The following is a 12,953-nucleotide window of genomic DNA, read 5'->3' as shown; positions in this document are numbered from 1 at the left end:
AGCGCGCACCCGAACGTCGGCGCCGCAGCCGCTTTCAGAACGGGACAGACACGCGGAGCCGCCGCGCGCGCTCCACGAAGGAGACGACATGGACCCCCACGCGCCCGTTTCACGTCAGGCGAGTGATGGCGGCGCAATGCGCCGCCATCATGCTCACCCCAACACGCCTTCCCGCAACTTACTGCATCGCGCCTGCTAGGCGCATTGTCGACAGTACGTTCGACGCATCGATAACGGAGCTCCTTTCATGGCCATGCCTACTATCCGGCACGTGCGTGCCTTCATCGTTCGCGGCGGCGGTGCGGACTATCACGATCAGCCCGGCGGACACTGGATCGACGATCACATCGCCACGCCGATGGCGCGCTATCCCGAGTATCGCGAGAGCCGCCAGTCGTTCGGGATCAACGTCCTCGGCACGCTGGTCGTAGAGATCGAAGCGAGCGACGGCACGGTCGGCTTCGCGGTGACGACGGGCGGCGAGATCGGCGCGTTCATCGTCGAAAAGCATCTCGCGCGTTTTCTCGAAGGGCAGCTCGTTACCGACATCGAGAAAATGTGGGATCAGATGTATTTCTCGACGCTGTACTACGGCCGCAAAGGCGTGGTCCTGAATACGATTTCGGGTGTCGATCTCGCGTTGTGGGATCTGCTCGCAAAAGTGCGCAAGGAGCCGGTGTACCAGTTATTGGGCGGACCGGTGCGCGACGAGCTGGTGTTCTACGCGACCGGCGCGCGACCCGATCTCGCGAAGGAGATGGGTTTCATCGGCGGCAAGCTGCCTTTGCAGCACGGTCCTGCCGAAGGCGAAGCCGGCCTCAAACAGAATCTGGAGAAGCTCGCCGACATGCGCAGCCGCGTCGGCGACGATTTCTGGCTGATGTACGACTGCTGGATGAGCCTCGACGTGCGCTACGCGACGCGGCTCGCGCAAGGCGCGCACGAATACGGCCTGAAATGGATCGAGGAATGTCTGCCGCCCGACGACTACTGGGGTTACGCCGAACTGCGCCGCAACGTGCCACGCGGCATGATGGTGTCGACCGGCGAGCACGAGGCGACGCGCTGGGGTTTCCGCATGCTGCTGGAGATGGAGTGCTGCGATCTGATCCAGCCGGATGTCGGCTGGTGCGGCGGCATCACCGAGTTGATCAAGATTTCCGCGCTCGCTGATGCGCACAATGTGATGGTGGTGCCGCACGGTTCGTCGGTGTACAGCTATCACTTCGTCGTCACACGGCACAACTCGCCGTTCGCCGAGTTTCTGATGATGGCGCCGAAGGCCGACGAAGTCGTGCCGATGTTCACGCCGCTTCTGCTCGACGAGCCGGTGCCCGTGAATGGCCGGATGAAGGTGCCGGACACGCCGGGCTTCGGCGTGAGATTGAATCCCGAATGCGCGCTGGTGCGGCCTTATCCACGTTGAAGCACGTTCAGGCGCGTTGAATGCGCACGGAGTGAGCGTCGGCCGCACGTCGACGCTTGCAGTTTCGATGACCAGGCAAAGGAGAATGACGTGCTGCTCAAGGATAAGGTCGTGATCGTCACCGGCGGCTCGCGTGGCATCGGCCGCGCAATCGCCGTCGCGTGCGCCGCCGAAGGCGCGGACGTGGCGATCAACTACTGGGGCGATAACGACGCATCCTATGGACGCCGCTCCGCCGTCGCGGAGGTGGTCGAAGAAATAGAGGCGTTGGGGCGGCGCGTGATTGCGGTCGAGGGTAACGTCGCCGCGCGCGACACGGGCCAGCAACTCGTGCGCCAAACCGTCGAAGCATTCGGCAAGGTCGACGTGCTCGCGAGCAATGCGGGCATCTGCCCGTTCCATGCGTTTCTCGACATGCCGCCGGACGTGCTGGAATCGACGGTAGCGGTCAATCTGAACGGCGCGTTTTACGTCACGCAAGCCGCCGCGCAACAGATGAAAAAGCAGGGCACGGGTGGCGCGATTGTCGCGACGAGTTCGATCAGCGCGTTGGTGGGCGGCGGCATGCAGACGCATTACACGCCGACCAAGGCGGGCGTGCATTCTCTGATGCAATCGTGCGCGGTCGCGTTGGGGCCGTACGGTATTCGCTGTAATTCGGTGATGCCGGGCACCATCGCGACCGACCTCAATGCGGAAGACCTCGCCAATGAAGCGAAGAAAGCGTACTTCGAAAAGCGCATTCCGCTTGGCCGCCTGGGACGTCCGGACGATGTCGCCGAGTGCGTGGTGTTTCTCGCGTCGGATCGCGCGCGTTATGTGACGGGCGCCGCGTTGCTGGTCGACGGCGGCCTGTTCGTCAATCTGCAGTAACGCGCGGAACGTGCGAACGTGCCAATACTGCGCGCGATGCCGATTTCAATGCACCGGGTCAGGCGCGATCAGCGAGTCCGGCGCGGACAGCGCGGCGAGATCGTCGCCGTCGCGAGCGAGCGTGCGCGAGAAGCCGCGCAACAGGTCGATGAAACGCAGCGCCGGTTCGGCGAGCGCTTCCCCCTTGCGCGTGAGAATGCCGAATCCGGCAAGACTCTTGCCGATTTCGAGCGGCAATGCGACCAGCAGCTTGCCGCGCACATGATCACGCACGACCGACTCCGGCAGCATCGCGACCGCGTCGTAGTTCTCGAGCAGTTGCAGCGTGGCGAAGATCGACGCGCATTCAGTCAGGTTGACCGGCGTGGCGAGTCCCGCACGCGCGAGTTCTTCCTCGAACAGCACGCGCGCCGGGCTGGTGACGGGTTGTGCGACCCACGGCCAGTCCACCAGTTCGGACAACGTAATGCGCGTGCGCTGCGCGAGCGGATGCACCGAACGCACGACCAGCAGCAAAGTCTCGCGCGCGAGCGGTTCGAAACTGAAGTCGTTGTGCTGCAGCGGACTGGTCAGGCGGCCAAGCGCGAGATCCACTTCGCGGCGATGCAGCAATTGCACGACCTGGTCGCTGGTTTCGCCGAGAATGCGCACGTTGAGCAAAGGGCTTTCGGTTTTCAGCGCGGCCACCGACATCGCCAGCAGATCGGGCGCGGCGCCCATGATCGCGCCGACGGTCAATTGCCCATGACCGCCGCGGCGCTTGACGTCGAGGTCTTCGGCGAAGCGGGTCAATTCGGCGAGCGCGCGCCGCGCGTAAGCGAGCGTGACGACGCCGAGCGGCGTGGGTGTCATGCCGCGCGCGTTGCGCTCGAACAGCAGGAAGCCGAACGCTTCTTCGATGTCGCCGAGCATGCGGCTCGCGCTCGGTTGCGCAACGTTGACGGCCTCGGCGGCCTGATGGAGATTGCGCGTGTCGTCGAGTGCGACGAGCAACGCGAGGTGCTTGAACTTGAGCCGGTTGACGAGTGCGACGGCAGCTGAATATTGGCTCATGGTGGGGGTGCGATTCGGTTTGTGGATCGCCCAATCCCAACTACGGATTGAGTTGCTATCGACGCAGGAATTATAGTCGCATCAGACGCTTCTCCGGAAAGCGCCCCAATACGACGGGAGACAGGCCGCAATGGAAACAATCGCTTTCCGCATGGTGCTCAACCCCGGCATGCGCGAGGAGTACGAACGGCGTCACGCGCAAATCTGGCCCGAACTGGTTGATGCATTGCACCACGCCGGGGTGCGAGACTACCGGATTTTCTTCGATCCGGACTCGAACCACCTTTTCGCCATACTGACGCGGACCTCCAATCACACGATGGACGAACTGCCGCAACTCGACGTGATGCGCAAATGGTGGGATTACATGGCCGACATCATGCAGACCGCGCCGGATCACACGCCGCTTCAGCAGTCGCTCGAACCGGTCTTTCATTTGAATTCGCTTAGCTGACAGTTCACCGCACGACCACGTTAATTGACTTCGAAGTGATCCTCACCGGACGGAGAGTGCTGCATGCAGGTTGTCGATTCGCATATCCACTTGTGGGATCTGAAGACGCATCGCTATCCGTGGCTGGAGAACCCCGGCGTGTCGTTCGTGGGCGACGCGCGCGAGCTCAAGCATGACTACCTGCTCGACGATCTGCTCGGCGAAGCGGGCGATATCGACGTACTGAAACTGGTGCACGTCGAGGCGAATCACGATCCCGCCGATCCGGTCGAAGAGACGCGCTGGCTGCAGTCCATTGCGGATCGCGCGGACTCGCGCGGCATGCCGAACGCGATCGTCGCGGCGGTCGATCTGTCCGCGCCGAATGCGCCCGCGCTGCTCGAGGCGCACGCGTCGTTCGCCAACACGCGCGGCATCCGGCAGATCCTGAACGTGCACGAGAACAAGCTGTTCGATTACGTCGGCCGTCATTTCATGCGCGAGCCGCAGTGGCGCGAACATTTCGCGCTGCTGCGCCGGTATGACATGTCGTTCGATCTGCAACTGTATCCGTCGCAGATGGAAGAGGCCGCTGCGCTGGCGCGTGCGCACGGTGACACGCTCTTCATCGTCAACCACGCCGGTATGTTCGTGGATCGCAGCAGCGTCGCCGGGTATCGCGCGTGGCGCGACGGCATGCGCCTGCTCGCGGGCTGCCGCAACGTCGCGGTGAAGATCAGTGGGCTTGCGATGTTCGATCACCGCTGGACCGTCGAAAGCCTGCGGCCTTACGTGCTCGAAACGATCGATACGTTCGGCGTGGAGCGCGCGATGTTCGCGTCGAACTTCCCGGTCGACCGGCTGTTCGGCTCATATACGGACTTGTGGCGCGCGTATGCGGCGATCGTCGACGGTGCGAGCGTCGCGGACAAAGAGGCGTTGTTTCGCCGCAATGCCGAGCGGTGTTATCGAATCTGATGCGGCAGCAGGCGCATCACGGACGCACCCCGAACGCGAAAAAGGAAAGAAGGAGACAGGCAGTGCAGCAACCCACATCCGCTGTGCCGAGGCTCGAACTGCGGCACGCGAGTAAATCATTCGGCCGCGTGCGTGCGCTATCCGACGGCGACCTCGCGCTCTGGCCGGGCGAAGTGCATGCGCTGCTCGGCGAGAACGGCGCGGGCAAGTCGACGCTCGTGAAGATTCTCGCCGGCGTGCATCAGCCGGATACCGGCGAGCTGCTGGTGGACCGTGCGGCGCGCCGGTTCGCGACGCCCGCCGAAGCGCGCGACGCCGGGCTCGCGGTGATCTATCAGGAACCGACGCTGTTCTTCGATCTGTCGATTGCGGAAAATATCTTCATGGGGCGGCAGCCGGTCGATCGCGTCGGGCGCATTCAATACGACGCGATGCGCCGCGAGGTGGACGGCCTGCTCGCCTCGCTCGGCGTCGATCTGCGCGCGGATCAACTGGTGCGTGGTCTGTCGATTGCCGATCAGCAGGTGATCGAAATTGCCAAGGCGCTGTCGCTGAACGCCAACGTGCTGATCATGGACGAACCCACGGCAGCGCTGTCGCTGCCCGAAGTGGAGCGGCTCTTCGCGATCGTGCGCAAGCTGCGCGAGCGCGACGTCGCGATCCTGTTCATCACGCACCGGCTCGACGAAGTATTCGCGCTGACACAACGCGTGACGATCATGCGCGACGGCGCGAAAGTGTTCGACGGACTGACCGCCGATCTCACCACCGAGTCGATCGTGGCAAAGATGGTCGGCCGCGATCTGGAGACGTTCTATCCGAAGGCCGACTGCGCGCCCGGCGAGGTTCGGCTGTCGGTGCGTGGCCTCACGCGCGTGGGCGTCTTCAAGGACATTTCCTTCGACGTACGCGCGGGCGAGATCGTCGCGCTGGCCGGCCTCGTAGGCGCGGGACGCAGCGAAGTCGCGCGGGCGATCTTCGGCATCGATCCGCTCGATTCCGGCGAAGTCTGGCTCGGCGGCGAGCGCCTGGCGACGGGCCGGCCGGCCGCAGCGGTGCGCGCCGGCCTCGCGCTAGTGCCGGAGGACCGCCGTCAACAGGGCCTCGCGCTGGAACTGAGCATCGCGCGCAATGCGTCGATGACGGTGCTCGGGCGGCTCGTCAAACACGGTCTCATCTCGACGCGCAGCGAGACGGACCTCGCCAACCGGTGGGGCACGCGGCTGCGCCTGAAAGCGGGCGATCCCAACGCGCCGGTCGGCACGTTGTCGGGCGGCAATCAGCAGAAGGTCGTGCTCGGCAAGTGGCTCGCCACCGGCCCGAAAGTGCTGATCATCGACGAACCCACGCGCGGCATCGACGTCGGCGCCAAAGCCGAGGTATATGGCGCGCTGGCCGAGCTGGTGCGCGACGGCATGGCCGTGCTGATGATTTCGAGTGAGTTGCCCGAAGTGCTCGGCATGGCCGATCGCGTGCTGGTGATGCACGAGGGACGTATCAGCGCGGATATAGCGCGCGCCGATGCCGACGAGGAGCGCATCATGGGCGCCGCACTCGGTCAACCGCTTCCTCCGTTGGGAGCCGCCGCATGATGCGCCATTCCTCGACTCATCCCGCGCCGGTTCAGCCGCCGCTGCCCAAACGCTCCGCGGGCACGCCCGGCGGCTTCGTCGCGAGCCTCGCGAAGAGCCGCGAGACCACGCTGTTCGTCGTGCTGGTTCTGCTGATCGTGGGGACCGGGCTCGCGAAGCCGCAGTTCCTGAATCTGCAGAATCTGCGCGACGTGCTGCTGAACGTGTCGATCATCAGCTTGCTGACGGCCGGCATGACCGTGGTGATTTTGATGCGCCATATCGATCTGTCGGTCGGCTCGACCGTCGGCATCAGCGCCTATGCGGTCGGCAGCCTGTACGTCGCGTTTCCGCATATGCCGGTGCTGGTGGCATTGGCGGCGGGGCTCGCGATCGGGCTCGTCGCGGGCGGCATCAACGCGCTGCTGGTCGCGGTGGGACGCGTGCCTTCGCTGGTCGCCACGCTGTCCACGCTGTACATCTTTCGCGGCGCGGATTACGCATGGGTGCACGGCGGCCAGATCAACGCCACCAGTTTGCCCGACGCGTATTCGCGTCTCGCGACCGGCACGCTGCTCGGGATTCCGAACCTCGCGCTGATCGCGCTTGTCGTGCTGGTCGGCCTCGCCGTGTACCTGAAGCAGTTTCGCGGGGGCCGGGAGCACTACGCGATCGGCTCGAATCCCGAGGCCGCGCGCCTGGCCGGCGTGAACGTCGAGCGGCGCGTGATGTCGGGCTTCCTGTTGTCCGGCGCGATTGCCGGTTTCGCGGGCGCGTTGTGGCTGGCCCGTTTCGGCACCGTCGACGCCAGCACCGCGAAGGGCATCGAATTGCAGGTGGTCGCGGCGGCGGTGGTCGGCAGTGTCGCGATCACGGGCGGCGTCGGCACGATACTCGGCGCCACGCTCGGCGCGCTCGTGCTCGGCGTGATCAGCATCGCGCTGGTGGTGCTGCACGTGTCGCCGTTCTGGGAGCAGGCGATCGAAGGCGCGCTGATCGTCGCCGCCATCACCGTCGATACCTTGCTGGCCCGCTCCGTCGCCAAACGCATGATGAGGAAACGCGATCATGGCTAAACCCGATTCCGCGCTGCTCACGCGCAAACGCGAAACGCCGTTGCAATGGGAAGTGTTGCTGGTGATCGTGCTGATCCTGTCGCTCGGACTCGGGCGCTGGCTGTCGCCGGTGTTCCTCACCGGCGCGAATCTGAGCAACGTATTGGCCGATCTGACCGAGATCGCGTTGATGGCGCTGCCGATGACGCTCATCATCGTCGCCGCCGAAATCGATCTGTCGGTCGCCTCGGTGCTGGGTGCGTCGAGCGCATTGATGGGCGTGCTGTGGCACATGGGCCTGCCGATGCCGGTCGTGATCGGACTCGTGCTGATCGCCGGCGCGTTGGCCGGCCTGCTGAACGGGCTCGTGATCGTCAAGCTCAATCTCCCTTCGCTCGCAGTGACCATCGGTACGCTCGCGCTGTTTCGCGGCCTCGCGTATGTGCTGCTCGGCGACCAGGCGGTGGCGGATTTTCCGCCGGCTTATACGGCGTTCGGCATGGACACGGTGGGGGTGAGTTTCATTCCGTTGCCGTTCGTCATCGTGATCGTCGGCGCGGTGCTGTTCACCGTGTTGCTGCAGTCCACCGCGTTCGGTCGCAGCCTCTATGCGATCGGCGCGAATCCGACGGCCGCCGCGTTCTCCGGCATCGAAGTGGCGAAGATCCGCCTGCGTCTGTTCGTGCTGTCCGGCGTGGTGAGCGCGCTGGCGGGCGTGGTCTACACGTTGCGCTTCACCAGCGCGCGCGGCGACAACGGCGAAGGCTTCGAGCTGTCGGTGATCGCGGCGGTGCTGTTCGGCGGCGTGAGCATCTTCGGCGGACGCGGTTCGATGATCGGGGTGCTGCTGTCGCTGCTGATCATCGGCGTGCTGAAAAACGCGCTGACGCTCGACGACGTGTCCAGCGAAACGCTGACTATCGTCACTGGTGTGCTGCTGCTCGCTTCGGTGCTGATCCCGAATCTGGTTGCGCGCTGGCGTGCCGCGCGCGACCGGCGTTTCATTGCGAAGTCGGCCGCTTCTTCATAACGTTTCAAAGGCGCAGGCAAAAGCAGGTTCAACAACTGATAACCCGGACACCACCCCGTCCAACAACAAGGCAGGAGACACTTCATGTTCAAACCTCTTCTACGTCACACCGGCACGGCCGCACTCTGCGCCGCGTTGCTCGCGGCCAGTTGCATGGCGTCGGCCGCCGAGCTGAAAAGCGGCCTGAAAATCGCCTTCGTGCCGAAGCAGATCAACAATCCGTACGAAGTGATCGCCGACGACGGCGGCATGGCCGCGATCAAGGAGTTCAAAGGCGTGGGCAAGGTGGTGGGGCCGTCGGATGCGGGCGCGTCGTCGCAGGTGCAGTACATCAATACGCTGATCACGCAGCGTCAGGACGCGATCGTGATCGCCGCCAACGACGCGAATGCGGTGGTGCCGTATCTGAAGAAAGCGATGGGGCAAGGCATCAAGGTCGTGACCTTCGACTCGGACACGGCGCCCGAGGGACGGCAACTGTTCGTCAATCAGGCGAACGCCGAAGGCATCGGCCGTGGCCAGGTGCAACTGGTGTCGAAGCTGATGGGCGGCGAGGGCGAGTTCGCGGTGCTGTCGGCCACGCCGAACGCGACCAACCAGAACACGTGGATCAAGTGGATGCAGGAGGAACTGAAGAAGCCCGAGTATTCGAAGATCAAGCTCGTGAAAATCGCCTACGGTAACGACGACGATCAGAAGTCGTTCGTCGAAACGCAGGGCCTGTTGCAGGCGTATCCGAACCTGAAGGCGATCGTCGCGCCGACCACAGTCGGCATTGCCGCGGCCGCGCGCTATATCTCGACGTCGTCGAGCAAGGGCAAGGTGGCGGTGACCGGTCTCGGCACGCCGAACCAGATGCGCGCGTTCGTGAAGAACGGCACCGTGAAAGCGTTCCAGCTGTGGGACCCGAACCAGCTCGGCTACCTGGCGGCTTACGCTGCGGCGGCGCTGTCCTCGGGTGCGATCAGCGGCAAGGAGGGCGAGTCGTTCGACGCGGGCAAGCTCGGCAAGCGCACGATCGGGCCGCAAGGCGAAATCATTCTCGGACCGCCGACCACGTTCGACGCGAGCAATATCGACAACTTCAATTTCTAGTTCGGACTGCGTGAGGTCCTTGCGATTTGCGGGGGCATCACGCGTGTAACGAATCGATGCGCGAGGCGCGTTGGGCGACGGGAGCCGCTCACGCGCCTTATCGGCTAGCGGCGAATCGCAAAGCGCTGCGCGTAAGCGGCCGACGTCGCGCCGCTGCCCCACACCTCACCGTCGATCAACACCCGCGTCATCTCTTCATCAGGCACCGCCACGTTCACGCGTGCGGCCGCCTCGCGATACAACTGCGTCTGATTGATCCGCGCCGCGATCTGCGCGTAATCGGTGCGCGCGTCGATCATCCCCCAGCGTTCGAACTGCGTGAGAAACCATGCGCCTTCGAAGGGATGCGGATAGTTGACCGTGCCGTCGTCGAAGAATCGCACCGGCGGATTGCGCGGCGAGACGCAAGCGCTGTAGTGACCGGCGCCGACGCCCGCCCGTGCGCCGAGCCGCGCCGCGATCCGTGTTTCATCGATGCCGATGTAGTCGGGCCGCGCCAGCCAGCGCGCGATGTCCTCGCGATGCCCCGCGCCGTCGAGCCAGCGGCACGCTTCGAGCATCGTCTGCACGAGCGCGCGGGACGCGTTCGGATGTGTGTCGACGAAATCGCGCCGGCACGCGAGCACCTTCTCGGGATGATCGGGCCACACCTCGCTCGTGTACGCCACCGTTCTGCCGACCCGTTGCGCTTCGGCCAGCGCATTCCACGGTTCGCCGACACACAGGCCGTCGAGCTTGTCGTCGGCGAGCGCCGCAACCATTTGCGGCGGCGGAATCACGACGCTCTCGATGTCGCGCAACGGATCGATCCCCTGCGACGCGAGCCAGTAATACAGCCACATCGCGTGTGTGCCGGTCGGGAAGGTCTGCGCGAACACCGGTTTGCGGCCGAGCGCCGCCAGCGCGCGAGGCAGCGTGCCGTGTTCGGCGAGCGCATCGGCGAGACGGTTCGACAGCGTGATGGCCTGGCCGTTGCGGTTGAGGACCATCAGCACCGCCATTTCCGTGTGCGGCGCACCGAGCCCGAGTTCCACGCCGTAGACGAGCCCATACAGCGCGTGCGCCGCGTCGAGATCGCCGGACAGCAGTTTGTCGCGCACGGCCGCCCATGACGGCTGACGCTGGAGTTCGAGCGTCAGGCCGTGCGCGTGGCCGAACTCGAGCAGCTTCGCGGCGATGAGCGGCGCGGCGTCGGACAGCGCCACGAAGCCGAGCCGCAAATGGGTCTTTTCGAGCCGCCCCGAAGGGGACGATGCGTACGGCGCGGCGAGGGGAGCGGGAGTAGTCATGAGTGGCGCTTCATTTGAGCGAGTCGGCCGACGCGACGACAGCGCGCGCGACTTCGGCGAGTTTGACGCCCTGGTTCATCGCGCGTTTGCGCAGGCAGGCGTAGGCGGCAGGTTCGGTGATCTTCTGCTGATCCATTAGCAGGCGTTTGGCGCGGTCGATCAGCTTGCGTTCGGCTAGTTCGTTCTCGACTTGCGCGAGCCGTTCGCGCAACTGCGATTCCTGCGCGAAACGCGCAAGGGCGACTTCGAGGATCGGCGCGAGCCGCTCCGTCGCGAGGCCTTCGACGAGGTAGGCCGTGACGCCCGCATTGACCGCGTCGCGGATCAACTGCTGATTGGCGTCGTGGCTGAACATCAGCACCGGGCGCGGCGCGGTGGCGTTCATCACCGCGAGCTGTTCGAGCGTGTCGCGCGACGGCGACTCCGTGTCGATGATGATGACGTCGGGCCGCTCGTTCTGCACCGCGCGGTGCAGCGCCTGGGGTGTCGCCGTGCCGGCCAGCATCTCGCAGCCGAGGCGGGCGAGGGCATCGCGCAGATCGCCGATCGGTTTGTCGGTATCGGTGACGAGGAGAACACGCAGCATGGGGTAGGTTTATCGACGGCCGACCACCGTTCAAGCAACAGATATGCCAAGCGGCGCCCTCGGGTGTGACTGCAAGGCAATCATGGGGTTGGCGGCGGTCTCCGCGTGAACCGGCCCGGCCCGCTGCACCCCGACGGGGCACGTGCAGCCGATGCACCGAAGCGGCGCATCGGCGCGCCGCTCATGTCGTCAACGCCAGCGTCCGTAGCTGCGCGGCGAAAACAGCACGGTCAGCGCCATCATTGCCGCGACGCAGACGGCCAGCATGACCTAGGCGGCACCGAAACCGCCGCTCCAGCCGCGCACGAATCCGGCCACGACCGGCGCAATGGCCGCCACGATAAAGCCGACGCCTTGCGTGAACGCGACCAGCTTGCCGGCCACGCGATGGTCGGTCGAGTGATCCATCGCGGTGACGAGCGTCAGTGAAAAGGTCCCGCCGAGCCCCGCGCCCGCGACGCCGACCCACAGCAGCGGCGCCGCGTCGGGCCAGACGATCAGGCCCAGCAATCCGGTCAGTTGCGCGGACAAGCCCAGCATCAGCCACGGCCGCCGTCGATGAATCCGTGCGCCTCGCCGGCCAGTTTCACGTGCTGCTGACGGACCTGGCGGGCGGCACCGAACTGCTCGGACTGGTCGGGCAACTGGTCGCGAAGACCGAGTTGTACAAGGCGCTGTTCGATCCGTCGAAGGGTTCGGCCTGTTCCGCCGACGAGCACGCGCGCATTATCGACGCGCTCGATGCCGGCGACCTGGCCGCGGCCCTGGCGGTGATGCGGGAGCATCTCTCGGAACTGGAGGAGCGGGTGGTGGAGCAGGTGCGCAAAAGCGCCACCGCAGAGGATCTCGGGGCGGTGTTCGGGCTGTAGAGAAAAAGCGGCGCGGCGCGCGGAGATGCGCAACATCCGCTGAGGATGGGAAAGGGCGCGGTGCTGAAGGAACTTGCGCAGCGGCGCATGCGCCAGCATCTGCGCGAAGCGCTTTCCACGCTTGCACAGCAACACAGCTTGCGCTGCAGAGCGAACGACCCGTACGTGAGCAAGCCACCTGAACGACCCTCGGTGGGCCGCCTGCACAGCACGGACAAATTCATACGACGCCAAGGTGCGCCGCTCAGGCTCGAATCAACCAGTCAGCGACTCAAGCCGGAGAAGGCGCGCGAAAGGCTTCGCGTACAACTCAATCGCAACGATCACATGACGACCGAGCCCAGCGCGGTCAGCGTACCGTCAAGCCTTTAACGGCGACGGAATTGCGTATTGCGGGCGCCGCCGCCACCGGTGGCGCGCTCGTCTTTGTGACGGAAATTGATCCGGCCTTTGGTCAGATCGTAGACCGACAGTTCCAGCGTCACACGGTCGCCCGCAAGAATACGGATGTGGTTCTTGCGCATGCGTCCGGACGCGTAAGCGCCAACCACGACGCCGTTGTCGAGCGTCACGCGGTAACGGCTGTCCGGAAGTACTTCGTCGACGATACCGTCAAGTTCAAGCAGTTCTTCTTTCGCCATGCATAACTCCTGGTCGATGGGATAACGGGTTGCCGGGTCGCCTAAAGTCGGGCG

Annotated in this window: 13 protein-coding genes and 1 pseudogene; 9 read left to right on the top strand and 5 right to left on the bottom strand. The window is 64.9% G+C overall.

Annotated elements, in window-relative coordinates; genetic code table 11:
• The first annotated feature begins 247 nt into the window (after window positions 1-247).
• Complete coding sequence (gene rhmD / locus B0G69_RS28245) at window positions 248-1,426, top strand: L-rhamnonate dehydratase (protein WP_121323054.1); 1,179 nt, start codon at window positions 248-250, stop codon at window positions 1,424-1,426.
• A 90-nt stretch (window positions 1,427-1,516) separates the two neighbouring features.
• Window positions 1,517-2,299 (top strand): SDR family NAD(P)-dependent oxidoreductase, encoded by a 783-nt coding sequence (locus B0G69_RS28240; RefSeq protein ID WP_121323052.1) that lies wholly within the window; start codon window positions 1,517-1,519, stop codon window positions 2,297-2,299.
• A 45-nt stretch (window positions 2,300-2,344) separates the two neighbouring features.
• Here the strand turns inward: B0G69_RS28240 and B0G69_RS28235 are convergent, their stop codons facing one another.
• A complete protein-coding gene (locus B0G69_RS28235; RefSeq protein WP_121323050.1) occupies window positions 2,345-3,352 on the bottom strand; it encodes a LysR family transcriptional regulator in 1,008 nt (335 codons plus the stop codon).
• Between the two features lie 130 nt (window positions 3,353-3,482).
• Here B0G69_RS28235 and rhaM point away from each other — a divergent pair, with 130 nt between their 5' ends.
• The 6 genes from rhaM to rhaS all read left to right on the top strand — a co-directional run bounded on the left by rhaM (window position 3,483) and on the right by rhaS (window position 9,514).
• The gene (gene rhaM, locus B0G69_RS28230) at window positions 3,483-3,806 is read left to right on the top strand and encodes an L-rhamnose mutarotase (protein WP_121323048.1); all 324 of its coding nucleotides are present in this window, start codon (window positions 3,483-3,485) and stop codon (window positions 3,804-3,806) included.
• Window positions 3,807-3,869: 63 nt separating this feature from the next.
• Window positions 3,870-4,763, top strand: coding sequence for an amidohydrolase family protein (locus B0G69_RS28225; RefSeq protein ID WP_121323046.1), 894 nt, complete (start codon window positions 3,870-3,872; stop codon window positions 4,761-4,763).
• 62 nt (window positions 4,764-4,825) lie between these two features.
• On the top strand, window positions 4,826-6,355 hold the full coding sequence (locus B0G69_RS28220) for a sugar ABC transporter ATP-binding protein (RefSeq protein WP_121323044.1): 1,530 nt from the start codon (window positions 4,826-4,828) through the stop codon (window positions 6,353-6,355).
• Entirely contained in the window at window positions 6,352-7,410 is a 1,059-nt protein-coding gene (locus B0G69_RS28215) for an ABC transporter permease (protein WP_121323042.1), read from the top strand. Before B0G69_RS28220 ends, B0G69_RS28215 begins: the two co-directional genes overlap by 4 nt.
• Window positions 7,403-8,419 carry an ABC transporter permease gene (locus B0G69_RS28210; RefSeq protein WP_121323039.1) on the top strand — a complete coding sequence of 339 codons (1,017 nt, stop codon included), beginning with the start codon at window positions 7,403-7,405 and terminating at the stop codon, window positions 8,417-8,419. Before B0G69_RS28215 ends, B0G69_RS28210 begins: the two co-directional genes overlap by 8 nt.
• An 84-nt stretch (window positions 8,420-8,503) precedes the next feature.
• Window positions 8,504-9,514 carry a rhamnose ABC transporter substrate-binding protein gene (gene rhaS, locus B0G69_RS28205; protein WP_121323037.1) on the top strand — a complete coding sequence of 337 codons (1,011 nt, stop codon included), beginning with the start codon at window positions 8,504-8,506 and terminating at the stop codon, window positions 9,512-9,514.
• A gap of 104 nt (window positions 9,515-9,618) precedes the next feature.
• On the opposite strand, the gene B0G69_RS28200 is transcribed toward rhaS, so the two are convergent.
• From B0G69_RS28200 to B0G69_RS28190, 3 genes are all read right to left on the bottom strand, one after another.
• Window positions 9,619-10,803, bottom strand: coding sequence for a CmpA/NrtA family ABC transporter substrate-binding protein (locus B0G69_RS28200; RefSeq protein WP_121323035.1), 1,185 nt, complete (start codon window positions 10,801-10,803; stop codon window positions 9,619-9,621).
• 10 nt (window positions 10,804-10,813) lie between these two features.
• Window positions 10,814-11,389 (bottom strand): ANTAR domain-containing protein, encoded by a 576-nt coding sequence (locus B0G69_RS28195; protein WP_121323033.1) that lies wholly within the window; start codon window positions 11,387-11,389, stop codon window positions 10,814-10,816.
• Between the two features lie 270 nt (window positions 11,390-11,659).
• Window positions 11,660-11,929, bottom strand: a complete 270-nt coding sequence (locus tag B0G69_RS28190; RefSeq protein ID WP_241991569.1) for a hypothetical protein — start codon at window positions 11,927-11,929, stop codon at window positions 11,660-11,662.
• An 11-nt stretch (window positions 11,930-11,940) separates the two neighbouring features.
• Between B0G69_RS28190 and B0G69_RS28185 the strand changes: the two are divergent.
• Window positions 11,941-12,258, top strand: a pseudogene (locus tag B0G69_RS28185) (FCD domain-containing protein); the annotation flags it as partial.
• A 368-nt stretch (window positions 12,259-12,626) separates the two neighbouring features.
• Here B0G69_RS28185 and infA read toward each other — a convergent pair.
• Complete coding sequence (gene infA, locus B0G69_RS28175; protein WP_012427521.1) at window positions 12,627-12,899, bottom strand: translation initiation factor IF-1; 273 nt, start codon at window positions 12,897-12,899, stop codon at window positions 12,627-12,629.
• Window positions 12,900-12,953 lie beyond the last annotated feature (54 nt).

The organism is Paraburkholderia sp. RAU2J, assembly GCF_003634845.1.
Taxonomy (GTDB): Bacteria; Pseudomonadota; Gammaproteobacteria; order Burkholderiales; family Burkholderiaceae; genus Paraburkholderia; species Paraburkholderia fynbosensis.
Note: the sequence above shows the minus strand (reverse complement) of the source record. Positions and strands in the feature narration are given on the sequence as shown.

Excerpts from the sequence above, each read along its gene's own strand:
- rhmD (WP_121323054.1), top strand. The coding sequence starts at position 248 with ATGGCCATGCCTACTATCCGGCACGTGCGTGCCTTCATCGTTCGCGGC.
- B0G69_RS28235 (WP_121323050.1), bottom strand. The coding sequence starts at position 3,352 with ATGAGCCAATATTCAGCTGCCGTCGCACTCGTCAACCGGCTCAAGTTC.
- rhaM (WP_121323048.1), top strand. The coding sequence starts at position 3,483 with ATGGAAACAATCGCTTTCCGCATGGTGCTCAACCCCGGCATGCGCGAG.
- B0G69_RS28225 (WP_121323046.1), top strand. The coding sequence starts at position 3,870 with ATGCAGGTTGTCGATTCGCATATCCACTTGTGGGATCTGAAGACGCAT.
- B0G69_RS28215 (WP_121323042.1), top strand. The coding sequence starts at position 6,352 with ATGATGCGCCATTCCTCGACTCATCCCGCGCCGGTTCAGCCGCCGCTG.
- B0G69_RS28210 (WP_121323039.1), top strand. The coding sequence starts at position 7,403 with ATGGCTAAACCCGATTCCGCGCTGCTCACGCGCAAACGCGAAACGCCG.
- rhaS (WP_121323037.1), top strand. The coding sequence starts at position 8,504 with ATGTTCAAACCTCTTCTACGTCACACCGGCACGGCCGCACTCTGCGCC.
- B0G69_RS28200 (WP_121323035.1), bottom strand. The coding sequence starts at position 10,803 with ATGACTACTCCCGCTCCCCTCGCCGCGCCGTACGCATCGTCCCCTTCG.
- B0G69_RS28195 (WP_121323033.1), bottom strand. The coding sequence starts at position 11,389 with ATGCTGCGTGTTCTCCTCGTCACCGATACCGACAAACCGATCGGCGAT.
- B0G69_RS28190 (WP_241991569.1), bottom strand. The coding sequence starts at position 11,929 with ATGCTGGGCTTGTCCGCGCAACTGACCGGATTGCTGGGCCTGATCGTC.
- infA (WP_012427521.1), bottom strand. The coding sequence starts at position 12,899 with ATGGCGAAAGAAGAACTGCTTGAACTTGACGGTATCGTCGACGAAGTA.